The organism is Stenotrophomonas maltophilia, assembly GCF_004920835.1.
Taxonomy (GTDB): domain Bacteria; phylum Pseudomonadota; class Gammaproteobacteria; order Xanthomonadales; family Xanthomonadaceae; genus Stenotrophomonas; species Stenotrophomonas maltophilia_AQ.
In genome coordinates this window covers 23,566-46,165 of the sequence record NZ_QFHO01000015.1, presented here as the reverse complement: position 1 = coordinate 46,165, position 22,600 = coordinate 23,566, and the positions used below count along the sequence as shown (strand labels likewise).

General features: G+C 67.0%; 23 protein-coding genes and 1 tRNA gene. 9 read left to right on the top strand and 15 right to left on the bottom strand.

What is annotated here, in order from left to right:
* Positions 1–21: 21 nt before the first annotated feature.
* Genes sdhD through DI041_RS12175 form a run of 3 tightly spaced genes read right to left on the bottom strand, consistent with a single transcriptional unit; the run spans position 22 to position 1,024 of the window.
* Positions 22–408 carry a succinate dehydrogenase, hydrophobic membrane anchor protein gene (sdhD, locus tag DI041_RS12185; RefSeq protein WP_004153152.1) on the bottom strand — a complete coding sequence of 129 codons (387 nt, stop codon included), beginning with the start codon at positions 406–408 and terminating at the stop codon, positions 22–24.
* A complete protein-coding gene (gene sdhC / locus DI041_RS12180; protein WP_136638819.1) occupies positions 405–797 on the bottom strand; it encodes a succinate dehydrogenase, cytochrome b556 subunit in 393 nt (130 codons plus the stop codon). Before sdhC ends, sdhD begins: the two co-directional genes overlap by 4 nt.
* Positions 798–853: 56 nt before the next feature.
* Positions 854–1,024 (bottom strand): DUF1674 domain-containing protein, encoded by a 171-nt coding sequence (locus DI041_RS12175; protein WP_005409075.1) that lies wholly within the window; start codon positions 1,022–1,024, stop codon positions 854–856.
* A 39-nt stretch (positions 1,025–1,063) separates the two neighbouring features.
* Here DI041_RS12175 and ygfZ point away from each other — a divergent pair, with 39 nt between their 5' ends.
* Positions 1,064–1,939 carry a CAF17-like 4Fe-4S cluster assembly/insertion protein YgfZ gene (gene ygfZ / locus DI041_RS12170; RefSeq protein WP_136638820.1) on the top strand — a complete coding sequence of 292 codons (876 nt, stop codon included), beginning with the start codon at positions 1,064–1,066 and terminating at the stop codon, positions 1,937–1,939.
* 86 nt (positions 1,940–2,025) lie between these two features.
* Here the strand turns inward: ygfZ and DI041_RS12165 are convergent, their stop codons facing one another.
* Positions 2,026–3,108 carry an ABC transporter ATP-binding protein gene (locus tag DI041_RS12165; protein WP_136638821.1) on the bottom strand — a complete coding sequence of 361 codons (1,083 nt, stop codon included), beginning with the start codon at positions 3,106–3,108 and terminating at the stop codon, positions 2,026–2,028.
* A gap of 352 nt (positions 3,109–3,460) precedes the next feature.
* Here DI041_RS12165 and zwf point away from each other — a divergent pair, with 352 nt between their 5' ends.
* From zwf to eda, 5 genes are all read left to right on the top strand, one after another.
* Entirely contained in the window at positions 3,461–4,897 is a 1,437-nt protein-coding gene (gene zwf / locus DI041_RS12160) for a glucose-6-phosphate dehydrogenase (RefSeq protein WP_136638822.1), read from the top strand.
* Entirely contained in the window at positions 4,894–5,901 is a 1,008-nt protein-coding gene (glk, locus tag DI041_RS12155; protein ID WP_136638823.1) for a glucokinase, read from the top strand. The genes zwf and glk overlap by 4 nt, the downstream gene beginning before the upstream one ends.
* Positions 5,898–6,620, top strand: a complete 723-nt coding sequence (gene pgl / locus DI041_RS12150) for a 6-phosphogluconolactonase (protein ID WP_136638824.1) — start codon at positions 5,898–5,900, stop codon at positions 6,618–6,620. The genes glk and pgl overlap by 4 nt, the downstream gene beginning before the upstream one ends.
* A 58-nt stretch (positions 6,621–6,678) precedes the next feature.
* On the top strand, positions 6,679–8,595 hold the full coding sequence (gene edd, locus DI041_RS12145; protein WP_136638825.1) for a phosphogluconate dehydratase: 1,917 nt from the start codon (positions 6,679–6,681) through the stop codon (positions 8,593–8,595).
* 205 nt (positions 8,596–8,800) lie between these two features.
* Entirely contained in the window at positions 8,801–9,460 is a 660-nt protein-coding gene (gene eda, locus DI041_RS12140) for a bifunctional 4-hydroxy-2-oxoglutarate aldolase/2-dehydro-3-deoxy-phosphogluconate aldolase (RefSeq protein ID WP_049434194.1), read from the top strand.
* Between the two features lie 334 nt (positions 9,461–9,794).
* Here the strand turns inward: eda and DI041_RS12135 are convergent, their stop codons facing one another.
* The 3 genes from DI041_RS12135 to ispG all read right to left on the bottom strand — a co-directional run bounded on the left by DI041_RS12135 (position 9,795) and on the right by ispG (position 12,638).
* On the bottom strand, positions 9,795–10,442 hold the full coding sequence (locus DI041_RS12135; protein WP_136638826.1) for a response regulator: 648 nt from the start codon (positions 10,440–10,442) through the stop codon (positions 9,795–9,797).
* 200 nt (positions 10,443–10,642) lie between these two features.
* The gene (locus DI041_RS12130) at positions 10,643–11,392 is read right to left on the bottom strand and encodes a phosphatase PAP2 family protein (protein ID WP_004153111.1); all 750 of its coding nucleotides are present in this window, start codon (positions 11,390–11,392) and stop codon (positions 10,643–10,645) included.
* Positions 11,373–12,638, bottom strand: coding sequence for a flavodoxin-dependent (E)-4-hydroxy-3-methylbut-2-enyl-diphosphate synthase (gene ispG, locus DI041_RS12125; RefSeq protein ID WP_136638827.1), 1,266 nt, complete (start codon positions 12,636–12,638; stop codon positions 11,373–11,375). The genes DI041_RS12130 and ispG overlap by 20 nt, the downstream gene beginning before the upstream one ends.
* Positions 12,639–12,752: 114 nt before the next feature.
* On the opposite strand from ispG, the gene DI041_RS12120 reads away from it, so the two are divergent.
* Positions 12,753–13,979: an ATP-binding protein gene (locus DI041_RS12120; RefSeq protein WP_046986023.1), complete on the top strand. Its 1,227-nt coding sequence runs from the start codon at positions 12,753–12,755 to the stop codon at positions 13,977–13,979.
* The gene (locus tag DI041_RS12115; RefSeq protein WP_046986022.1) at positions 13,976–14,545 is read left to right on the top strand and encodes a response regulator transcription factor; all 570 of its coding nucleotides are present in this window, start codon (positions 13,976–13,978) and stop codon (positions 14,543–14,545) included. The genes DI041_RS12120 and DI041_RS12115 overlap by 4 nt, the downstream gene beginning before the upstream one ends.
* 90 nt (positions 14,546–14,635) lie before the next feature.
* Here the strand turns inward: DI041_RS12115 and pgi are convergent, their stop codons facing one another.
* The 7 genes from pgi to pcnB form a co-directional block, all read right to left on the bottom strand.
* Positions 14,636–16,150, bottom strand: coding sequence for a glucose-6-phosphate isomerase (gene pgi / locus DI041_RS12110; protein ID WP_046986021.1), 1,515 nt, complete (start codon positions 16,148–16,150; stop codon positions 14,636–14,638).
* Complete coding sequence (gene panD, locus DI041_RS12105; RefSeq protein WP_004153087.1) at positions 16,147–16,527, bottom strand: aspartate 1-decarboxylase; 381 nt, start codon at positions 16,525–16,527, stop codon at positions 16,147–16,149. Before panD ends, pgi begins: the two co-directional genes overlap by 4 nt.
* An 87-nt stretch (positions 16,528–16,614) precedes the next feature.
* Positions 16,615–17,112 (bottom strand): hypothetical protein, encoded by a 498-nt coding sequence (locus DI041_RS12100; protein WP_136638828.1) that lies wholly within the window; start codon positions 17,110–17,112, stop codon positions 16,615–16,617.
* Positions 17,113–17,183: 71 nt separating this feature from the next.
* A complete protein-coding gene (panC, locus tag DI041_RS12095; RefSeq protein ID WP_136638829.1) occupies positions 17,184–18,023 on the bottom strand; it encodes a pantoate--beta-alanine ligase in 840 nt (279 codons plus the stop codon).
* Positions 18,020–18,835: a 3-methyl-2-oxobutanoate hydroxymethyltransferase gene (gene panB, locus DI041_RS12090; protein WP_004153072.1), complete on the bottom strand. Its 816-nt coding sequence runs from the start codon at positions 18,833–18,835 to the stop codon at positions 18,020–18,022. The genes panC and panB overlap by 4 nt, the downstream gene beginning before the upstream one ends.
* Positions 18,836–18,869: 34 nt before the next feature.
* Positions 18,870–19,355, bottom strand: coding sequence for a 2-amino-4-hydroxy-6-hydroxymethyldihydropteridine diphosphokinase (gene folK, locus DI041_RS12085; RefSeq protein ID WP_046986018.1), 486 nt, complete (start codon positions 19,353–19,355; stop codon positions 18,870–18,872).
* 3 nt (positions 19,356–19,358) lie between these two features.
* Entirely contained in the window at positions 19,359–20,738 is a 1,380-nt protein-coding gene (gene pcnB, locus DI041_RS12080; protein ID WP_046986017.1) for a polynucleotide adenylyltransferase PcnB, read from the bottom strand.
* Positions 20,739–20,787: 49 nt separating this feature from the next.
* Here pcnB and DI041_RS12075 point away from each other — a divergent pair.
* Positions 20,788–20,862, top strand: a tRNA-Glu gene (locus DI041_RS12075).
* Positions 20,863–21,170: 308 nt separating this feature from the next.
* Here DI041_RS12075 and DI041_RS12070 read toward each other — a convergent pair.
* Entirely contained in the window at positions 21,171–22,595 is a 1,425-nt protein-coding gene (locus DI041_RS12070; RefSeq protein ID WP_136638830.1) for a sugar porter family MFS transporter, read from the bottom strand.
* Positions 22,596–22,600 lie beyond the last annotated feature (5 nt).

Genomic DNA, 22,600 nt, shown 5'->3' with positions numbered 1-22,600 from the left:
TTCCTGTGTAGGTGCCTGGGCTCAGGCAACGCCGAGGGCGATGCGGCCCACCGCAAACACACTGACGATCATGCCGAGCACGGCGACGAACTTCACCGCGGTCTGCAGCACCAGGGCCAGCAGCGATTCGTGGATGTAGTCTTCCAGCACGACCTGCATGCCGAGCTGCGCGTGCCAGAACATGGCGATCAGCAGGCCGATCAGCGGCACTGCGTTCCACGGCTTGGCCACGGCGGCGGCGGCGGTCGCGTAGTCCGAGCCAAGCAGGCCCAGCACGAAGACCAGGAACCAGATGCCCAGCGCCACCAGGGCGGCGGCGGTCAGGCGCTGGTGCACGAAGTGCTCGGTGCCGGTCTTGGCCGAACCAAGGCCGCGCACACCCTTCAGCGGAGTACGGAACTTGCTCACGCGGCACCTCCGAACATCACATAGGCCCACACCAGCAGGGTGATCACCAGGCTGCCGGTGACCGACAGCCAGCTGCTGCGGATGAAGGCGGGGATGCTGAAGCCGATGGCGAAGTCCTGCACCACATGGCGGATGCCATTGCACAGGTGATAGGCGAACGACCATGTCCACGCGAACAGGAACACGCGGCCATACCAGGCCCCGGCATGGCCGGTGAAGCAGTTCCAGGAATCGGGCCCCATCATCAGGGCCAGCAGGCCGGCGGCGATGATGAGGGCACCAACAGACAGAAAGACGCCAGTGGCTCGATGCAGGATCGAGGTGGCCATCTGAATCTGCCAGCGATACACCTGAAGGTGCGGGGAAAGTGGGCGTTGTCTGGTCGCCATTCGCTGGGCTCGTTGTCTCGGCTGGGCGGCACACGGCCGCGTTGGCTCAATGCTGATCAGAAATCGATGCAGCGTCCGTTTTTCTCCCAATCGCCATACCGCACCGGATCAAGTCCGCCGCGGCCGCCGAATTCCTCTGCTTTTTCCTGTTCCACGGGCACGGGTGCCGCGGGGACCAGCGGGGCTTCAGATTCGTCGTCGGGAGTGGGGGTTGTTTGGCCTATCATTGTTGGTCTCGCAACGCACAAATTTTAGACCTCGTTCACGTGCCTGACAACCTGCCCCCTGCTTTCGTCGGATATCCGCGCCTGCCCGGCCACCAGTTGCTGAGCCTGCAGGGCCCGGATGCGGCCGTATTCGCCCATGCCCAGTTCAGTGGTGATGTCACTGCCCTGCCCCTGCTGCACTGGCAGTGGAGCGCCTGGCTGAGCGCCAAGGGCCGCACCCTGGCGGTGTTCCAGCTGCTTAGGCTGACCGAAGACCATGTGTTGCTGGTGTTGGCCGACGGCGACGCCGATGCGATTGCGTCGCAACTGCAGCGCTTCGTGTTCCGCCGCAAGGTGAAGGTGCTGGTGCGCAGCGATCTGGCCGTGGCCGGTGCGTTCACTGCTCCCGAGGCCGCCAGCGGCGCCGCCATTGCGCAGATCACAGGTGACGGCTGGGAGCTGGACCTCGGCAGCGACGCGCTGCCGCGCACCCTGCGCATTGGCGCGACCGAGGCCTTCGACGCCGGCAGCGAGGCCGATGAGGCCGCTTTCGCTCTTGCCTGGCGCCAGGCCGACCTGCGCTATGGCCTGCCGCGGCTGGAAGAAAGCCAGCGCGAGGTGTGGACGCCGCAGCAGCTGGGGCTGGACCGCCTGAATGGTTACAGCGTGAAGAAAGGCTGCTATCCGGGCCAGGAGATCGTTGCCCGCACCCACTTCCTCGGCAAGGCCAAGCGCGCGGTGCAGCTGCTGCATACCGCAGCACCGGCCCAGGCCGGTGATGGCGTGCAGCAGGACGGCGCGGTGCTGGGCACCATTGCCAGCGTGGCCGGCGAACTGGCGCTGGCGGTACTGCCACTGGAAACCAGTGACGCTGAGCTGCAGGCGGGGGATGCCATCGCGCAGCGCGTGCCTTTGCTGGACGGATTGGCGCGCTGAACCCGGTGGATGAAGGAAGGTAGTGCCGGCCGCTGGCCGGCAACCACGCATGGTTGAGGTTGCCGGCCAGCGGCCGGCACTACCCCTTACAGGCGTTCGCCGCTTTCCGGGTTGAAGAAATGCAGGCCCTGCGGGTGGATCGCCACGCGAATGTCCTCACCCACGCGCGGCAGCGACTGCGGCGCCACGCGCATGGTCAGCGCATGCTGGCCGCTGCTCATGTTGACGAAGATCTCGTTGCCGACCGGTTCGATGCCCTCGATACGCGCGGTGAATGCATGCGCATCATCAGCACTGGCCGGCTGCAGGTGCTCCGGACGCACACCCACTGCGATCGGCTTCTGCAGCCAGGCCGGATCAATCGTGGCCTGGCCCAGCGGAGCACGCCATTCGCCATCGACCACGGTCACGCCACCAGCATCTCCCTCAAGGGTGCCACGCAGCACGTTCATCGCCGGGCTGCCGAGGAAACCGGCCACGAACAGGTTGGCCGGGCGGTCATACAGCGCCATCGGTGTATCGATCTGCTGGATGATGCCGTCCTTCAGCACCACGATGCGCTGGCCCAGGGTCATCGCTTCGACCTGGTCGTGCGTCACGTAGATCATGGTGGTGCCCAGCTTGCGGTGCAGCTGGGCGATCTCGGTGCGCACGCTGTGACGCAGCTTGGCATCGAGATTGGACAGCGGCTCGTCGAGCAGGAACACCGCCGGTTCGCGCACCAGCGCACGGCCCAGCGCGACACGCTGGCGCTGGCCACCGGACATCGCCTTGGGCAGCTTGTCCATCATCTCGGTCAGGCCCAGCGTCTGCGCCGCCTCGCTGATGCGCTTGTCGATCGTGGCTTTGTCATGGCCACGCAGCTTCAGGCCGAAGGCCAGGTTCTCGGCCACGGTCATGTGCGGATACAGCGCGTAGCTCTGGAACACCATCGCGATGTCGCGATCCTTCGGCGCCACGTCGTTGACCACGCGATCGCCGATGGTCAGCGTGCCGCCGCTGATCTCCTCCAGGCCAGCCACCATCCGCAGCAGGGTCGACTTGCCACAGCCGGACGGACCGACCAGCACCATCAGCTCGCCATCGGCGACCTCGAAGGTGGCGTCCTTCACCGCGACCTGGCCGTTGTCGTAGACCTTGCGCACACCCTGCAACTGCACTTTTGCCATATCACCTATCCGGTCCGCCCGAAGCCGGGCTGTCTTTTGGGACTGCCTCGGCCCTCCCGATGGCAGTGATGATTGCGCGCCTGCCGCATGACGGCGAGCACTGCAATCGAATACAGTTGCCCATTCTGCCATGTAAACGTTTTCACGTGGCACTATCCGATGATCGGTGCGCACCGATCTGCGTCGGCGGTTGAACGAAGGTTCTGCCGAAGCAGTGGTTTCGAATGGAACGGTCTTCCGGAGCCCCGGAGAACGCTCCGGACGAACCTCGGACAGGCAGTTGCGCGGATGTCCCCCGAACCCAGCCATGAAGCGATTGACAACGATGTCACCCGGATCTGAAACTCGAGCGATGCACGACACCCTCTTCCTGTTCGGTGCCACAGGTGATCTGGCCCAGCGCTATCTGTTCCCTTCGCTGCTTCGCCTGCTTGGCGACGGCCTGCTGCCGGAGGACTTCCGCATCCGCGCACTGGCGTTGTCCGGGCATGACACCGAAGCCTTCCATGACATCCTGCGGCCACGCCTGCAGCAGGCCATGCCGATGGCCAGCCAGGACGACATCGCCGCGCTGCTGCGCCGCATCGACTACCGTTCGGTCGACCTGCGCGACGTCGACTCGGTTGCCGCTGCGGTCTCCGATCTGGTGCATCGCAAGTGCGTGAGCTACCTGGCCATTCCGCCGGGCCTGTACATCTCCACCTGCGAAGGCCTGGCCAAGGGCGGCGCCCTCGCCGCGCCGGCACGCCTGATGCTGGAGAAGCCGATCGGCAGCGACAGCGAAAGCGCCGAGGAAATCATCAGCACCATCGGCCAGTGGATCGACGAGGACCGTGTGTTCCGCCTCGACCACTACCTGGGCAAGGCGGCGGTGCAGAACCTGATCGCGCTGCGCTTCGGCAACACGCTGCTGGAAGCGGTGTGGAACCGCAACTACATCGAGTCGGTGCACATCCTGGTGGCCGAGAGCGAAGGCGTGGACGGCCGCGATGCCTACTACGCCCGCTCCGGCGCGCTGCGCGACATGGTGCAGAGCCACATCCTGCAGCTGCTGTGCATGGTGGCGATGGAACCGCCGGCCTCGTTGGAAGCCGACCGCATCCGCGACGAGAAGGTCAAGGTGCTGCGCGCCCTGCGCCCGCTTGACGCGAAGCACGCCGCACGTGACAGCATTCGCGGCCGCTACACCGCCGGCACCATCAACGGCCAGCCGGCACAGGCCTACCAGCCGCCGGAAGGCAGCGACGTGGAGACCTTCGCCGGTGTCACCGCACATATCGACAACTGGCGCTGGAGCGGCGTGCCGTTCCACCTGGTCACCGGCAAGCGCTTGCCCGAGCGCACCACCCGCGTGGTGGTCACGCTGAAGCCGGTCACCCACTGGCTGTTCGAGCGCCCGCAGCGCGCGCAGGCCGCACCGAACCGGCTGGTGTTCCAGCTGCAGCCGCAGGAGAACATCGAGCTGGGCCTGATGAGCAGCCTGGCCGGCCCGGAATGGGGTGCGCTGGAACTGCACCCGCTGGAACTGGAACTGTCGGTGCCGACCGGCCTGCATCGCCGCATCGCCTACGAGCGCCTGTTCCTGGATGCCTTCAACGGCAACCACACGCTGTTCGTGCGCGACGACGAAGTGCGTGCGGCCTGGGCCTGGATCGACAGCGTGGCCGATGCCTGGAAGGAAGCGAAGCTGCCGCTGGAACCCTACCCCGCCGGCCAGTGGGGCCCGGACAACGCGACCGGCTTCCTGCCGCAGGGCGTGGATGCGCCGGACAGCGAGGCGTCGGCATGAGCGCCAGCTCACAGCCGGTGCTGGTCGCCGACATCGGTGGCACCAACGCCCGCTTCGCCCTGGCCGACACCTCGCTGGATGCGCCGCTGCAGAAAGACAGCATCCGTGAGTACGCCGTGGCGGAATTCCCATCGCTGGGTGATGCCGCCCGCCACCATCTCGAACAGATCGGCGCTACCGCCAGCCGGGGCGTGTTCGCGGTGGCCGGTCGGGTTGATGGTGATGAAGCACGGATCACCAACCATCCGTGGGTGATCTCGCGCAGCCGTACCGCGGCCATGCTCGGTTTCGACGAACTGCACCTGATCAACGACTTCGCCGCACAGGCGATGGCGATTTCACTGCTGCAGCCCGATGACGTGGTCCAGGTCGGTGGTGCCGCCTGGATCCCCGGCAAGCCCGGCCAGCCGCGCAACTACGCGGTGATCGGTCCGGGTACCGGCCTGGGTGTCGGTGGCCTGATCCTGCGCCACGGCCGCTGCTACCCGCTGGAAACCGAAGGCGGCCATGTCAGCTTCCCGCCGGGAACTCCGGAGGAGATCCGCATCCTGGAGATCCTGTCCGAACAGTTCGGCCGCGTCTCCAACGAGCGCCTGATCTGTGGCCCCGGGCTGGTCAACATCCACCGCGCCGTGTGCGAGATGGCCGGCATCGACCCGGGCCAGCTGCAGCCGGTGGACGTGACCGCCCGTGCCCTGCATGGTGATCCGCAGGCGATGCGCACCGTGGACGTGTTCTGCGCCGTGTTCGGCGCCATCGCCGGTGACCTGGTGCTGACCCAGGGCGCCTGGGACGGCGTGTTCCTGACCGGCGGCCTGACCCCGAAGATGCTCGATTCGCTGCAGCACTCCGGCTTCCGCCAGCGCTTCGAGCACAAGGGCCGCTTCTCCTCGATCATGGCGCGGGTTCCCTCGTTGGCCGTGATGCACCCCCACGCCGGATTGCTGGGCGCCGCCGCCTATGCCGCCGACGCCGAACGTGACGCACCTGGAGTTGCCGCATGAGCCCCACTTTCCACGACGACCGCATCGAGTTCATCAACCACGGCGATGCCGATGGCTGGATCGAGGCGGTAGCCGCCGAGATGGCGCAGACCCTCAACCGTGACATCAACGAAGTGGGCCGCGCGCGCATCCTGTTGTCTGGTGGCACCACACCGGCCCCGGTGTACCAGGCACTGGCCGAGCTGGACGTGCACTGGGACCGGGTGGAAGTGAGCCTGGCCGATGAGCGCTGGTTGTCGCCGCAGGATCGCGACAGCAATGCCTGGCTGGTGCGCGAGAATCTGCTCAAGCGCGCCGAGGGTGCGCATTTCGATCCGCTGGTGCGGATCGGCAAGCCGCTTCCGGAATGCGTGTACACCGCCAACCTGCAGGCGCAGCACAGCCAGCCGCCGAGCCTGGTGGCGCTGGGCATGGGCAACGACGGCCACACCGCCTCACTGTTCCCCGGCTCGAAGGACCTGGCCCGTGCACTGGAAAGCACCCTGCCCTATGCCGCGCTGGACGCCACCGGCTGTCCGGGTGCCAACCAGTGGCCGCTGCGCATCACCCTGACCCCGCATGGCCTGCGCCAGTGCCGCCAGCGCCTCTTGCTGCTGCGCGGCAAGCAGAAGCTGCAGGTGCTGCGCCAGGCGCTGGACAGCAACGATGCCCAGCAGTACCCGATCCTCAATGCGATCAACCTGGAAGGCGCGCGCCTGCGCGTCCACTGGGCTGATTGATGTTGGCGGCGGCGCTCTGCCGCCGCTTGCCTCTCGCCACCACGAACGCCGGTAGCCAATGAGCCTCCATCCGCAACTGCAAGCCATCACCGAACGTGTCATCCGCCGCAGCGCCGCCTCGCGCGCCGCCTATCTGGCCGCGATCGACGCCGCACTGCGCGATGGCCCGTTCCGCAGCCGCCTGAGCTGCGGCAACCTCGCCCACGGTTTCGCCGCCTGCGGTGGCACTGACAAGAGCCGCCTGCGCGGTGGCGTGACGCCGAACCTCGGCATCATCACCGCCTACAACGACATGCTGTCGGCGCACCAGCCATTCGAGACCTATCCCGATCAGATCCGCGCGATGTCCCGTGAGCTGGGCGCAACGGCACAGGTGGCCGGCGCGGTACCGGCGATGTGTGACGGCGTCACCCAGGGCCGCGGCGGCATGGAGCTGTCGCTGTTCTCGCGCGATGTAATCGCCCAGGCGACCGCGATCGGGCTCAGCCACGACATGTTCGACACCACCATCCATCTCGGCGTGTGCGACAAGATCGTGCCCGGCCTGCTGATCGGTGCGCTGGCCTTCGGCCACCTGCCGGCGGTGTTCGTGCCGGCCGGCCCGATGACGCCGGGCATCCCGAACAAGCAGAAGGCCGAAGTGCGCGAGCGCTACGCCGCCGGCGAGGCCACCCGCGAGGAACTGCTGGAAGCCGAATCGGCGTCCTACCACGGTGCGGGCACCTGCACCTTCTACGGCACCGCCAACTCCAACCAGGTGCTGCTGGAAGCGATGGGCGTGCAGCTGCCGGGCGCATCGTTCGTCAATCCGGACACGGCGCTGCGCGATGCTTTGACCCGCGAAGCCACCGAACGTGCGCTGGACATCACCGCACTGGGCGATGATTTCCGTCCGCTCGGCCGGATCATCGATGAGCGCGCGATCATCAATGCGGTCATTGCGTTGATGGCAACCGGTGGTTCGACCAACCACACCATCCACTGGATCGCGGTGGCACGCGCAGCTGGCATCGTGCTGACCTGGGACGACTTCGACGAGCTGTCGCAGCTGATTCCGCTTCTGGCCCGCGTTTACCCGAACGGCGAAGCCGATGTAAACCGCTTCGCCGCAGCAGGCGGCCCGGCCTTCGTGTTCGGCGAGCTGATCAAGGCCGGCTTGATGCACGGCGACCTGGTCAGCGTGGCGCGCGGCGGCATGGCCGACTATGCGCGCGAACCGCAGTTGCGCGACGGCAAGCTGGTCTACCTGCCGGGGCTGGAACGCAGCGCCGACGAAGAGGTGGTGCGTGGTGTCGACAATCCGTTCGAACATCAGGGAGGCCTGCGCCTGTTGCGCGGCAACCTCGGCAAGTCACTGATCAAGCTGTCGGCAGTGAAGCCGCAGTACCGCACGATTGAAGCACCGGCGGTAGTGGTCGATGCGCCGCAGGTGCTGAACAAGCTGCACGCCGCGGGCATGCTGCCGGAGCATTTCGTGGCGGTGGTGCGCTACCAGGGCCCGCGCGCCAACGGCATGCCGGAACTGCATTCGCTGGCGCCGCTGCTGGGCCTGCTGCAGAACCAGGGCCGGCGCGTGGCGCTGGTCACCGACGGCCGCCTGTCCGGTGCCTCGGGCAAGATTCCGGCGGCGATCCATGTGACGCCGGAAGCCGCACGTGGTGGTCCGCTGGGCAAGGTACGCGAAGGCGACATGATCCGCCTTGATGGCGAGGCCGGCACGCTGGAAGTGCTGGTGGATGCGGCCGAATGGGCCGCACGTCCGCTGGCGCCGAACACGGCACCGGCAGCGCACGACCTGGGTCGCAACCTGTTCGCGATCAACCGTCGCGTGGTGGGGCCGGCCGACCAGGGTGCGATTTCAATTTCGTGCGGGCCGGCGGCGGCCGATGGTGGGCCGTGGGACTACGATGCGGAGTACGAGCTGGGGCACGATGCGGCGGCGGCGGCGGCACCGCATGAGGCGAAAGACGCCTGAAGCGAAAAGCCGCGGCAGGCTTCCCGGCTTGGGCAGTAGAGCGCCCTGGCCGGGACACGCCGTAAACCCATCCATGGGGGCTCGATCGCGGCATCCATGCCGCTCACGGTCCCGGCCAGGGCGCTCTACTGCCCTTGGACAACTCCCGGCGCGTCATTTGCGCTGCGGCCACTGAATCAAGAAGAGCAAAGGCAAGGGCAAAAGCATGGGTATCGAACAACATCAGGTGAAGGCGGCGGAGTTGCTGCATGCGGCGGGCATCCTGCCGGTGGTGACGATTCATACGCTGGACCAGGCGCGTGCGGTCAGTGCGGCGTTGCTGGAAGGTGGCCTGCCGGCGATCGAGTTGACGCTGCGTACGCCGGTGGCGATGGAAGCGCTGGCGATGCTCAAGCGTGAGCTGCCGGACGTGGTGGTGGGTGCCGGTACGGTGCTGACCGTGGAGCAGATGCAGCAGTCGATCGATGCGGGTGCGGACTTCCTGGTGACGCCGGGTACGCCACCGGCACTGGCCGATGCACTGGCGGCGGCACCGCTGCCGGTAGTGCCGGGTGCGGCGACGCCCACCGAGCTGCTGTCCCTGTACGCGCGCGGCTTCCGCGTGTGCAAGCTGTTCCCGGCCACTGCCGTGGGTGGGCTGGCGATGATCAAGGGCCTGGCCGGCCCGGTCGCCGACCTCAAGCTGTGCCCGACCGGTGGCATCACCGAAAACACCGCCGCCGAATACCTTGAGCAGAAGAACGTGGTCTGCATCGGCGGTTCGTGGATGGTGCCGGGCAACTGGATCGCCGACGGCGAATGGGACAAGGTGCGCGCCAGCGCCGCCGACGCCGCGAAGATCATCCAGCGCGTGCGCGGCCACTGAGCCCGGCGCAGCTGTAGAGCCGAGCCCACGCTCGGCTCCGCGCCAGCGGAACGGAAAGCAGCCGAGCATCGGCTCGGCTCTACAGCACCAGCATCCAGAGCGCGCGCAGCGCGCGACCCGCTCCTGCTCTTCCTTCTTCATTCCGCGGTGGCGGCGCACGGAAATTGTCCGTGGCCGGGCGGATGGGCTGTGCAGGGGCGTGAGCCGCATGGATGCGGCGACCGAGCTTACAGGGACGTACTTGCAGCGCCCCCTGCACAGCCCATCCGCCCGGCCATCCCCCAGAATCCAACCGCACTCCATCGCGAGGGGCTCAGCCGTTGGCCGAAAACCCTTACAGCGGCCGCGCCGGATCCACCAGCCCATACTGGCTGGCCATCCGCGCCAACGCGATGTTGTCGCTGATCCCCATCTTCTCGAACAACCGCGCCTTATGCGTGTTCACCGTCTTCGCACTCAGGCTCAAGCGCCGCGCGATGTCTTCCTGGCGCAGGCCCTGGGTCAGCAGCAGCGCCACTTCCAGCTCGCGCGGTGACAGGCTGTCGAACGGCGAACCGTTGCCCTCCACCGTCGACAACGCCAGGTTCTGCGCGATGCTGGTGCCCAGGTAGCGGCGGCCACCGGCCACGTCGCGCACCGCACGCAGCAGCTCCTGCGCATCGCAGCCCTTGCCGATGTACCCGGCAGCGCCGGCTTCCAGCAGGCGCTTCGGCAGCGGGCCGTCCTCCAGCACCGATACGATCACCACGCGGGTGTTGCGGTGGCTGCGGACGATGCGCTCGGTCACTTCCATGCCGCTTACGCCCGGCAGGTGCAGATCGCACAACACCACGTCCGGCAGCAGCTGGCGGACTTCACGCAGCGCGTCTTCACCGGTCTCGGCTTCGCCCACCACCTCGATGTCGGTTTCCCCCGACAGAATCATCTTCATCCCGGTGCGGACCAGCGCGTGGTCATCCACCAGGTAGACTCGAATCGTCATTCACGTACCTCTTCGAATGCGGCCATTGCAGGTCAAGCTAGGCAGGGTGCCGATACCCTGCAAGCGCGTCCGGAATGCGGCGCCGGCGATCTGCCTTGCGCATCACATTACCGCGCGTTGTGCTTGCCCCCTGTCTTGCAGAACCTGCTGCAACGAAACAACTGATCTATTACGTAGACGCCCCGGAGGAGCCATCCACGTCAATCCCCCTGTGATGATGCTTCGCTGGCCTTCGCTGGCGGCGAGCCGTGACGTCGCCATGGGTGCCGGCGACTGAACATGACCAGATAGCACCCTACCACCCAAACCAGCGCGGCACACCATCCGGCCAGGATGTCGGAGGGGTAATGCACCCCCAGGTAGACCCGCGACACGCTGACCAGCAGGCTGAACGCCGGTGCCAGCAGCAGCACCGGCCAGCGCCAGCGGGTGTTCCAGGCCAGCAGCACCAGGGTTACCGCGAGGGTCATCGAGCCCATCGCATGGCCGCTGGGGAAGCTGAACGTCGATTCCGGCGCGATCGATTCCCACAGGCTGGGCCGCTGGCGCTGGAAGAAGTGCTTGCTGCCCATGTTCAGCAGTGCCGAGCCAACGAAGCTGACCGCCACGAAGGTGGCCTCGCGCCAGCGCCGGTAACCCAGCAGCACGCCGATGATCAGCACGTCGGCCGGAATCAGGAACCACTCGTAGCCCAGCTTGGAGATGAGCACGAAGAAGCGGTCCAGCAGCGGCGAATGCAGGCCATGCATCTGCCACAGCAGGGGCGCGTCGAAATGGAACGATTCAAACTCGTGCACCTCGTCGGCCAGGGCGACAAAGCCTGCCAACGGCAGCAGCACGCCACCGAACAGCAGGAGCAGGCGCCAGGCATTGCTCGCCATCCAGTGGCGGAAACCGGAGGCAGACTCCGGTGCAGCGAGGATCGCAGGCTTATCCGGCGTTTCGGACATAGGTGCGTTCGACGTAGTCGTCGATCAGGGCGACGAAGTCCTGGGCGATGTTCTCGCCGCGCAGGGTCACCTTCTTTTCGCCATCGACGAATACGGGCGCAGCCGGGGTTTCACCGGTGCCCGGCAACGAAATACCGATGTTGGCGTGCCGCGACTCGCCCGGCCCGTTGACGATGCAGCCCATCACCGCCAGGGTCATGTTCTCCGCACCCGGGTGCTGGATCTTCCACATCGGCATCTTTTCGCGCACATGGCTCTGCACCACCTTGGCCAGCTCCTGGAAGAACTCGGAGGTGGTACGGCCACAGCCCGGGCAGGCCGTGACCAATGGCGTGAAGGCGCGCTGGCCGGTGGTCTGCAGCAGTTCCTGGGCGACGATCACTTCCTGCGTACGCGACTGGCCCGGCTCCGGGGTCAGCGAAATGCGGATGGTGTCGCCGATGCCTTCCTGCAGCAGCACGCTCAGCGCGGCCGACGAGGCGACGATGCCCTTGCTGCCGATGCCGGCCTCGGTCAGGCCCAGATGCAGGGCGAAATCCGAACGCTGGGCCAGGTCGCGGTACACCGCAATCAGTTCCTGCACGCCACTGACCTTGGCCGACAGCACGATGCGGTCGCGCGGCAGGCCGATCTCCACGGCCTGCTCTGCCGAATCCAGCGCCGAACGGATCAGCGCCTCGCGCAGCACGCGGCCGGCGTCCCAGGGCTGTTCGCGGTGGTTGTTCTCGTCCATCAACTTCGCCGCCAGGGCCTGGTCCAGCGAGCCCCAGTTGGCACCGATGCGCACCGGCTTTTTGTAGCGGATGGCGAACTCGATCAGCTGCGCGAACTGCAGGTCCTTCTTCTTGCCGAAGCCCACGTTGCCCGGGTTGATGCGGTACTTGGCCAGTGCTTCGGCGCAGGCCGGCTCGGCCGTCAGCAGCTGGTGGCCGTTGTAGTGGAAGTCGCCGATCAGCGGCACGTCGATGCCCATCATCGCCAGCTTGTCGACGATGCGCGGGATCGCCGCGGCCGCTTCAACCGTGTTGACGGTCAGACGCACCATTTCCGAGCCAGCCCGCCACAGCTCGGCCACCTGCTTCACGCTGGAGGCCACATCGCTGGTGTCGGTATTGGTCATCGACTGCACCACCACCGGCTTGCCACCGCCTACGGTAACCCCGCCGATCTGGACGGCATGGGTCTGGCGGCGCGGCCAGGAGGTGGCATCGGAGGGCGGAGTCGGGCGGGTGACGGCGTCGTGCATGGGCGCATTCTACCGCTCGCCCCCGCATTCGGGGTGACTCGCATTCAGCCGCCGGCACGGCTGCGGCCGATTGTCGCAGGCACGTCCACGCGTGAACGCATACGATGAGCGTGAATGACCGGTCCCGACGCCCCGTTTCTCCGAACCCTGTGCAGCCTGCGCTGGCTTGCCGTAGGTGGCCAGGCCGCCACGATCCTGGTCGCCACCTGGGTGCTGGGCCTGCCGTTGCCGCAGCTGCCGCTGTGGGCCGGCGTGGCCGTACTGACCCTGTTCAATATCTATACCCAGCTGCGCCCGGAAGCGGCCGACACAGCGCCGCTGACCGCATTCGGTCACATCCTGGTGGACGTGATCATCCTGACCTGGATGGTGGGCTGGAGCGGCGGCATGGCCAACCCGTTCAGCTCGCTGTTCCTGATCCTGATCGCGCTGGCCGCGTTCGCCCTGCCCCTGCGCTGGGCGCTGGCGGTGGCACTGGCCTGCCTGCTCGGCTATGCCGCCAGCGGCATTTTCGGGCAGCCGTTGCCGGACGGTTATTTCCGCGGGCAGGACCTCAACCGCTGGGGCGTGGTCGCCAATTTCCTGATTTCCGCTGCGGTCGTGCTGACCTTCTCCACCCGCCTGGCGTTGGCGCTGCGCCAGCGTGAGCTTGAACTGTCGGCACTGCGCGAGCGCTTCGCCCGCAACGAGGGCATCGTCGCCCTGGCCACCCATGCAGCCTCGGTGGCGCATGAACTGAACACGCCGCTGGCGACCATGACCCTGCTCGCCGATGACGTCGCCGAGCGCAGCGAAGAGCCGGAAGTACGCGAAGACATGGAAACCCTGCGCGAGCTGCTGGTGCAGTGCCGTGAACGGGTGCTGGCGCTGGCCGCGCCGGCCTCGGCCGATGCACCGGGACGCAGCCATTCCAGCGCCCAGCAGGTGCTGGAGCAGTGGCGTTTGGTGCGCCCGACCATCGACCTGCATCGCAACGACGATGCGCCGTTGCGGCTGCCGCTGGATCCGGGCGTGGGCCATCTGCTGATGGTCCTGCTCAACAATGCCGCCGATGCCGGCGAACAGGCCGGCCGGCCGCGCGTGGACCTGGACCTGCGCATCGAAGGCGACGACCTGATCGGCGAAGTCCGCGACTACGGCCATGGCTTCGACGCCCGTGCCGCCGTCCTGCCGGGCAGGCTGTTCGGCAGCAGCAAGAGTGAGGGCATGGGCGTTGGCCTGGCCCTGTCCCATGCCACCATCGAACGCCTCGACGGCGAGATGTGGATGCGCCCGGCCCAGGGGGCCGGCAGCCGCGTCGGCTTCCGCCTGCCGCTGGCCCCACGCGAGGACACCCCATGAGCATTCACCATTCCACCCTGGGCCTGCTGGTCGACGACGACGAGCTGTACCTTCGTACGCTGCAGCGCAGCCTGGCCCGCAAGGGGCTGGAAACGCAGACCGCGCAGGACGCCGCCAGTGCACTGGCGCTGGCCCGCCAGCATCCGCCGGCGTTCGCGCTGATCGACCTGAAACTGGGCAGCGATTCCGGCCTGGCCCTGATCCAGCCATTGCGCGCCCTGCGCGCGGACATGCGGATCCTGCTGGTGACCGGCTACGCCAGCATCGCCACCGCGGTGGAGGCGATCAAGCTCGGTGCCGACGACTACCTGCCGAAGCCGGCCACGGTGCCAATGATCCTGCGCGCACTCGGCGAGGAAGACGATGGTCCGGCCGACGATGGCGAAATGGAAGTGCCCGATGCGATGACGCCGATCAGCCGCCTGCAGTGGGAACACATCCAGCAGGCGATGCACGAGACCGGCGGCAATGTGTCGGCGGCCGCGCGCCTGCTGGGCATGCACCGGCGTTCGTTGCAGCGCAAGCTGGCCAAGCGGCCGAGCCCGGAACGCGACCCGAGCCGGTGATGCGTCCTCGTATTCGCCGGGCATGGCCCGGCGCTACCGGCATAACGAAGGGTAGCGCCGGGCCATGCCCGGCGGCATTCCCCGCCCGCGTCAGCCCTTCAGCTGCGCCAGGATCTCGCGGGTCATTGGATCGGCAACCGTCACGTCCTCGCCCTGCAGCGCCGGCAGCAGGCCACTGGCCAGCTGTTTGCCCAGCTCGACACCGAACTGGTCGAAGGCATTGATGTTCCAGATCACCGACTGCACGTACACCGCGTGTTCGTACATCGCGATCAGCGCACCCAGCGCCTGCGGGGTCAGCGCGTCGAGCAGGATCAGCGTGCTTGGGCGGCCGCCCGGGTAATCGCGATGCGGATCGTCGCTGCCCTGGCCATTGGCCAGCGCCTCGGTCTGCGCCAGCAGGTTGGCCAGCAGTGCCTGGTGATTGATCGTGTACGGATCATCGTTGTGCACGCAGCCGATGAAGTCGGCCGGAACGATGCTGGTGCCCTGGTGCAGCGCCTGGAAGAAGCTGTGCTGCACGTCGGTGCCTGCCCCGCCCCACCACACCGGCACGGTATCGGTGGTGACCGGCTGGCCGTCACGCTGCACGCGCTTGCCCAGGCTTTCCATCACCAGCTGCTGCAGGTAGGCCGGCAGCAGCGCCAGGCGCTGGTCGTAGGTCATCACCGCATGCGTGGCATGGCCCAGCAGGTTGCGGTTCCAGATGTCGGTCAGGGCGTGCAGCACCGGCAGGTTGCGCTCCAGCGGTGCATCCAGTGCGTGCGCATCCATCTGCGCCGCGCCTTCCAGCAGCTGTTCGAATCGCTCGAAACCGATCGCCAGCGCGATCGGGAAACCAACCGCCGACCACAGCGAATAGCGGCCACCGACCCAGTCCCACATCGGCAGCACGCGATCGGCGGCGATGGCAAAGGCTTTGGCCGCACGTTCCGGATTGGCGCTGACTGCGTACAGGCGCTCGCTGCCACCCAGCCAGTCGTGCAGGATCTGGCCGTTGAGCAGGGTTTCCTGCGTGCCGAAGGTCTTTGAGATGAGGATGCCGGCGGTCTTCGCCGGATCCAGCGTGGCCAGTGTGCGCTGCATGGCGGCGCCGTCCACGTTCGACACGAAATGCACGCGCAGGCGCGCACCGGTGACCGGACGCAGCGCATCAGCGACCAGCCGCGGACCGAGATCGGAACCGCCGATACCAACGCTGACCACATCGGTGACGCCGCTGTCTTCCAGCGCACGTACCAGCACGCCCATGCGCTGGCGGATGTCGCGCGCGGTGGCATAGGCCTCTGCCGCCACCGGCGCATCGACCACATCGCCACGCAGCGCGGTATGCAGTGCGGCGCGGCCTTCGGTCAGGTTGACCTGTTCGCCACGGAACAGGCGGGTGATGGCAGCGCCGACATCACGCTCGGCAGCCAGCGCCAGCAACGCCTGCAACGCCGCGGCATCGTACTTCTGCCGGGCGAAATTGACATACAACGGACCAACCCGCAGCGCCAGCTCCTGTACACGGCCGGGTTCGGCGGCGAGCAGGCCGGGAATGCTTGCGCCCTTCAGGCGCTGGGCGTGGGAATGCAGCGAGTCGAATCCGTTGTTCGTTGTCATGCGGCCTGTGTCGGGATCGTGTCGTTGGTGTGGGAGATCTGGTTGTTGCCATCAACGTACACCAGCTTCGGCTTGAAGCTGTCAGCTTCCTGCTCGGTCATGCTGGCAAACGCGGCGATGATGATGATGTCACCGACCTGCACGTGGCGCGCGGCACCACCGTTGAGCGAGACAACGCCACTGCCGGCTTCGGCGCGGATGGCATAGGTCGAGAAGCGCGCACCGTTGGTCACGTCCCAGATGTGCACCTGCTCGAACTCGCGGATGCCGGTGGCAGCCAGCAGGTTGTCATCGATGGCGATCGAGCCTTCGTAGTTCAGCTCGGAATGGGTGACGGTGGCGCGGTGGATCTTGGTCTTGAGCAGGGACAGGTGCATGGGGGCGCTGCAACGGCAAAGGAAAGAGCGGATTCTAGCACCCGCTTGGCTGTCGTCAGGGGCCTGCGGCAGGACGCAGAAGGCCGTTCAGGCGCGCTCGCCTGGCGGGACTGCCGGGACAGCGCCGGAAGTGCCGTGCAGCGACAGGCGGAACACCGTGTGGAAGGCCAGCCCGGCGACCACGCCGAAGCCCCCTGCTGCCAACACCGTCAGGCCGTAGCTGATCACGTCGAAGGTGTCGACATAGCGCAGGCGCTGCAGCAGCGGGCCGCTATCCGCGCCCGGCCAGGCGCACGTGGCCATGGCCAACGCCCCCAGCCCAAACCCGACCAGGACGAACCCGATCCGGCGCAGGCGCTGCTGAGACTGCAGGATCAGCGCCATCGGCAGCAGCACTGCGATGGCGTTGCAGGCGGCCAGCACGAACATCAACCCACCGCCGGTGAGCGCGGGCACCGGTGTGCGCCGGAATTCGAGCGCAAACAACAGGCCGCCAAACAGCTGGGCCGGCAGCATGCCGGCCGCCAGCACCGCCAGGATCGAGGCCTGGGCAAGGCGGCCGGTATCAGTGGTTGGGGTGTTCATTTCCGATCTCCCGTCCGTGGGAAGGTGAAAGGCGCCCATTGCGGGCGCCCTTCCATGCTGCGCTTAGCGGCTCAGAATTCCAGGTTGTCGATCAACCGGGTCGTACCCAGGCGCGCGGCGATCAGCGCGACACGGCCGCCGCCATCGAAGGTCGGCTCGGCCAGTTCCGGCGTGCGCAACACGGCGTAGTCGACCTGGAAACCATCCGCCTGCAGCGCGGCGGCTGCCTCGGCCTCGATCTGCGCGCGCGACTGGCCAGCCACGTAGCCCTCGCGCATGCCCAGCAGGGTGCGATGGATGCGGGTCGCGACCGGGCGCTGTTCGGCGCTCAGATACTGGTTGCGCGAACTCTTGGCCAGGCCATCGTCGTCACGCACGATGTCCGCGCCGACGATCTGGATCGGGAACGACAGCTCGGCCACCATCTGCTTGATGACGGCCAGCTGCTGGTAGTCCTTGCGACCAAACACGGCCACGTCCGGCTGCACCTGCAGGAACAGGCGCGCGACCACCGTACAGACGCCATCGAAGTGACCCGGGCGGCTGGCGCCCTCCAGCACTTCACTGACACCCGGCGCGTGCATGCGCGTGGTCTTGTCCACGCCCAGCGGGTACATCGCCTCGACACTGGGCAGCCACACCGCATCGCAGCCAGCCTGCTCCAGCCCGGCCGCGTCAGCCTCGGGCGTGCGCGGGTAACGGCTGAAATCTTCGTTGGGGCCGAACTGGGTCGGGTTGACGAAGATGCTTGCCACCACCTTGTCGGCGTACTGGCGGGCCAGGGTCACCAGCGAGTGGTGGCCCCCATGCAGGTTGCCCATGGTCGGCACCAGCGCAACGCGCAGGCCTTCGCGCTTCCACTCGGCGATCTGCCCGCGCAGTGCGCCGAGCTCGTTGAAGGTCTGGATCATTGGGCGTAGGCGTGCTGTTCGTCGGGGAAGCTGCCGTCGCGCACGGCGTCGGCATAAGCGCGGGTGGCACCGGCCACCGAACCGCCTTCGGCGAGGAAGTCCTTGACGAACTTCGGACGGCGATGGCCGCTGTCCAGGCCGAGGAAATCGTGCAGCACCAGCACCTGGCCATCGCACTGCGGGCCGGCACCGATGCCGATGGTCGGCACGTCCACCGCAGCGGTGACTTCAGCAGCGACCGGAGTCGGCACGCATTCGAGCACCATGATGCTGGCGCCTGCAGCGGCCACGGCCCTGGCATCTTCCACCAGTTGGCGCGCGGCATCGCCACGGCCCTGGATCTTGAAGCCGCCCAGGCGCAGCACCGACTGCGGGGTCAGGCCCAGATGCGCGCAGACCGGAATCTCGCGTTCGACCAGGTAGCGGATGATGTCGACCTTGAAGCCGGCACCTTCGATCTTGACCATCTCCGCGCCGGCCTGCAGCAGCTGCAGCGAGGCATCCAGCGCGCGCTCCGGGGTGGCATCGGCGCCGAACGGCAGGTCGGCCACCAGCAGCGCACGCTGCAGCACGCGGGCCACGGCGCGGGTGTGGTAGACCATGTCGGCCACGGTCACCGGCAAGGTGGAGTCATGACCCTGCACGACCATGCCCAGCGAATCGCCGATCAGGATCAGGTCGACGCCGTTGGCATCGAAGGTGCGGGCGAAGCCGGCGTCGTAGGCGGTCAACATGACCAGCTTCTGGCCATTGCGCTTGGCCTCGGCCAGGGCGGGAACGGTCCAGGGCTTGCTGTCTGCGTGGGTGCTCATGTGCTGATAACCGGGGGAGATAACCCGGCCATTATCACCCTATCGGCGCGATCCCGCAGGCATCCACCCGCATCACTGCATCCTGCACGCGGCCGTGGCCGGGGATGGCCAGATCCGGCGCGATTTCGGCCAGCGGTACCAATACGAAGGCGCGCTCGTGCATGTAGGGATGCGGCACCTGCAGGCCAGGCTGATCGATCACCTGCGCGCCATGCAGCAGCAGGTCCAGATCCAGCGCACGCGGCCCCCAGTGCACCTGCGGATCGCGCACGCGGCCGAAATGCCGCTCCAGCGACAGCATCGCCTGCAGCAGTTCGTTGGCCGGCAGATCGGTTTCGACCGCAGCCACCGCATTGACGAACGGCGGCTGATCTTCATTGCCCCAGGCGGGCGTGGCGTACAGGCGCGACGCCCTGTCCACGCGGGTGCCAGGCAGGCCGTCCAGCGCAGCAATCGCTGCGCGGACGGTGGCAGCCGCGTCGCCAAGGTTGGCGCCGAGGCCGATCCAGGCAAGGGTCATCGCTTACTCGCCCGCAGCACCGGCCGGGGCGCCCGGACGGCGACGGCGACGGCGGCGCTTGCGCGGTGCCCCACCCTCTTCGTCAACGCCCTCGTGGTGCAGCGAATCCAGCGACGATTCCAGCTCATGCCCGGATTGCGCCTGCGCTTCACGCCAGAACGCCACATCAGCCTCGTGCTCGGCGGAGGCCACTTGGCGCAGGGCCAGGAAGTCGAACGCGGCGCGGAAGCGCGGGTGGGTCAGGGTACGGAACACGCGCTTGCGCTGGCGCGAACCGAAGCGCGACTGCAGCAGCCAGATCTCCTGCATCGGCAGCGAGAAGCGGCGAGGCAATGCGATGGTGCTCAGCTGCTGCACGGTGACGCGGTCGGCGGCACGGCGCTGCGCTTCTTCTGGCGCCACGCCCTGCTTGAGCAGGGTCGCCTGTGCACGGCAATACGCCGGCCACAGCAGCAGCGCGAACAGGAACGCCGGCGAGACTGGCTCGTCATTGGCCACGCGCGCATCGGTATTGGCCAGGCCTTCCACCAGCATGCGGCGCAGCGCGCCGGTGCGGTTGGACTTGAGGGCCTTGGCACTTTCCGGGAACAGCACGTCCAGCAGGCCGTAACGCTCCAGGCCTTCGAAGCTGGCCACACCGTGCCCGGACAGGAACAGCTTGAGCACTTCCTCGAACAGGCGCGCCGGCGCAGCCTCGTTGAGCAGGCTGGCCAGCTGCGGGATCGGCGTGGCGGTGCCCTCTTCGATCTGGAAGCCGAGCTTGGCCGCCAGGCGCACCGCACGCAGCATGCGCACCGGATCTTCCTGGTAGCGCTGCACCGGATCGCCGATGAGCTTCATCAGGCGCGCCTGCACGTCTTCGAAGCCGCCGGTGTAGTCACGCACCGAGAAGTCCTCGATGGCGTAATACAGGGCGTTGCAGGTGAAGTCGCGGCGGATGGCGTCGTCTTCGATGGTGCCGTACACGTTGTCGCGCACGAGCATGCCGTTTTCCATCTCGCGGTCGCCGCTGCCGTCATCGCTGTTGGCACGGAACGTGGCCACTTCGATGATCTCGCGGCCGAACACAACATGGGCCAGGCGGAATCGGCGGCCGATCAGGCGGCAGTTGCGGAACAACTGCTTGACCTGCTCGGGCGTGGCATCGGTGGCCACGTCGAAATCCTTGGGTTGGCCATTGACCAGCAGGTCGCGCACCGCACCACCCACAAGGTAGGCGCCGAAGCCGGCATCGCGCAGGCGATAAAGCACGCGCAGGGCGTTCGGGCTGATGTCCTTGCGGGAGATCGTGTGCTGGTCGCGCGGGATGACGCGCAGGCTGAACGGTGATGGAGCAGAGGAAATGATGTTGGCGCTTCCGGTTGAAGTTTCGGGATTGCCCAATGGCATCGAGGTGCATATACTAGCGCTCCTGCATCGGCAGCGACACACTGCTCCCTTCGTCTAGTGGTTAGGACGTGGCCCTCTCAAGGCTAAAACAGGGGTTCGAGTCCCCTAGGGAGCACCAGTCGCCGCAGCAGGAACCGAAAAAGCCCGCCTTGTGCGGGCTTTTCTGTTTTCCTGGGTTTGTGGCGTCGGGTGCTTGGTCGCTGTGGCGCCTGCCTGCTTCTGCGTTTGAGGGGGCGGGCCACCCTGGCCTGGACACGCAAAAGCCCATCCATGGCGCCAACGGTCCAGGCCAGGGTGGCCCGCCCCCTCCTTACAGTTTTCCGCGACGGCGGCACGAACAGCCTCGCTCCTCCGCAGCCAACTCAATCCCGACCCGCAGACCTGCGTCCGCCACACGAAATGTGTCGAGAGGCGGCAGGCCAGCCGTCAGCCTTCCATCTGCTCCAGTTCCTTGCCCTTGGTCTCACGCACGTAGCGGACGACGAAGAAGATCGAAAGGATCGCCACGACCATATAGATGCCGTAGGCACCGGCCAGGCCAATGCCAGCCAGCAGCATCGGGAAGGTCACGGTGATGGCGAAGTTCGAGGTCCATTGCGCCGCACCCGCCACCGCCAGCGCCGGGCCGCGGATCTGGTTGGGGAACATTTCGCCCAGCATCACCCACATCACCGGGCCCCAGGACATGTTGAAGAACACCACGTAGGCATTGGCCGCAACCAGGGCCAGCCTGCCCATGCCATCGGACAGCTGCAGGCGACCGTCGACCAGGCTGCCGCTGGCGAAGGCGACCACCATCAACACCAGCGCCCCCGACATGCCGACCGAGCCGATCCACAGCAGCGGCTTGCGTCCGATGCGGTCGATCAGCAGCACGGTCAGCAGGCAGGCACCGATGCTCAGTCCACCGGACAGCACATTGATCAGCAACGCGTCGCTTTCCGAGAAGCCCACCGCCTGCCACAGCACTGCGCCGTAGTAGAACACCACGTTGATGCCGACCAGCTGCTGGAACATCGCCAGGCCGATGCCCACCCAGAGGATCGGGCGCAGTTTGCCGGTGGCCTTGTCGAGCAGATCGCCGAAGCGCGGCTTGTGCTGGTCCTGGGCCAGGCTGGCTTCGATCTCGGCCTGCTTGGCCGCCGCCGCACCATCGCCATACAACCGTGCCAGCACCACCCCTGCCTGCGCCTGCCGGCCCTTCAGCACCAGGAAACGCGGGCTCTCCGGGATCACCAGCAACAGCAGCAGGAACAGACCCGACGGCAGCGCCTGCATCCAGAACATCCAGCGCCAGGCCTCATGCCCCAGCCACAATGGCTCGGTGGAGGCCCCGGCGGCACGGGCCAGCAGGTAATTGCTGAGGAAGGCGGCAAACAGGCCGCAGATGATCGCCATCTGCTGCACCGTGGCCAGGCGACCGCGATAGCGTGCCGACGCCACCTCGGCGATGTAGGCCGGCGACATCACACTGGCCGCGCCCACTGCGAACCCGCCGAGTACGCGAGCGGCGATGAACAGCCAGGAGGCATGGGCAGCACCGGCACCCAGCGCCGATATCAGGAACAACAGCGCGGACACGATCAGTACGCCGCGACGGCCCAGGCGGTCGCCCAGCCAACCGGCCAGGAATGCACCGATCGCGCAGCCCAGCAGCATCGAGGCGACTTCGAAGCCCAGCGCCGCCTCACTGGAATTGAAGGCCTGGCGCAGGCCGTCGACCGTGCCGTTGATGACACCACTGTCGAAGCCGAACAGGAATCCACCGAGGGTGGCCACGCAGCTGATCAGGACGATGAACGCGGTGTTCTCACCACGGTGCAAGGCGGATCCGGTCTGGATCTGGGACATGGACG

Coding starts and splice junctions, on each gene's coding strand:
- DI041_RS12115 (WP_046986022.1), top strand. CDS start 13,976: ATGAGCATTCACCATTCCACCCTGGGCCTGCTGGTCGACGACGACGAG.
- glk (WP_136638823.1), top strand. CDS start 4,894: ATGAGCGCCAGCTCACAGCCGGTGCTGGTCGCCGACATCGGTGGCACC.
- DI041_RS12070 (WP_136638830.1), bottom strand. CDS start 22,595: ATGTCCCAGATCCAGACCGGATCCGCCTTGCACCGTGGTGAGAACACC.
- edd (WP_136638825.1), top strand. CDS start 6,679: ATGAGCCTCCATCCGCAACTGCAAGCCATCACCGAACGTGTCATCCGC.
- zwf (WP_136638822.1), top strand. CDS start 3,461: ATGCACGACACCCTCTTCCTGTTCGGTGCCACAGGTGATCTGGCCCAG.
- eda (WP_049434194.1), top strand. CDS start 8,801: ATGGGTATCGAACAACATCAGGTGAAGGCGGCGGAGTTGCTGCATGCG.
- panB (WP_004153072.1), bottom strand. CDS start 18,835: ATGAGCACCCACGCAGACAGCAAGCCCTGGACCGTTCCCGCCCTGGCC.
- panC (WP_136638829.1), bottom strand. CDS start 18,023: ATGATCCAGACCTTCAACGAGCTCGGCGCACTGCGCGGGCAGATCGCC.
- pgl (WP_136638824.1), top strand. CDS start 5,898: ATGAGCCCCACTTTCCACGACGACCGCATCGAGTTCATCAACCACGGC.
- DI041_RS12135 (WP_136638826.1), bottom strand. CDS start 10,442: ATGACGATTCGAGTCTACCTGGTGGATGACCACGCGCTGGTCCGCACC.
- folK (WP_046986018.1), bottom strand. CDS start 19,355: ATGACCCTTGCCTGGATCGGCCTCGGCGCCAACCTTGGCGACGCGGCT.
- DI041_RS12130 (WP_004153111.1), bottom strand. CDS start 11,392: ATGTCCGAAACGCCGGATAAGCCTGCGATCCTCGCTGCACCGGAGTCT.
- DI041_RS12100 (WP_136638828.1), bottom strand. CDS start 17,112: ATGAACACCCCAACCACTGATACCGGCCGCCTTGCCCAGGCCTCGATC.
- pgi (WP_046986021.1), bottom strand. CDS start 16,150: ATGACAACGAACAACGGATTCGACTCGCTGCATTCCCACGCCCAGCGC.
- DI041_RS12165 (WP_136638821.1), bottom strand. CDS start 3,108: ATGGCAAAAGTGCAGTTGCAGGGTGTGCGCAAGGTCTACGACAACGGC.
- DI041_RS12120 (WP_046986023.1), top strand. CDS start 12,753: ATGACCGGTCCCGACGCCCCGTTTCTCCGAACCCTGTGCAGCCTGCGC.
- DI041_RS12175 (WP_005409075.1), bottom strand. CDS start 1,024: ATGATAGGCCAAACAACCCCCACTCCCGACGACGAATCTGAAGCCCCG.
- sdhC (WP_136638819.1), bottom strand. CDS start 797: ATGGCGACCAGACAACGCCCACTTTCCCCGCACCTTCAGGTGTATCGC.
- panD (WP_004153087.1), bottom strand. CDS start 16,527: ATGCACCTGTCCCTGCTCAAGACCAAGATCCACCGCGCCACCGTCACC.
- ispG (WP_136638827.1), bottom strand. CDS start 12,638: ATGCACGACGCCGTCACCCGCCCGACTCCGCCCTCCGATGCCACCTCC.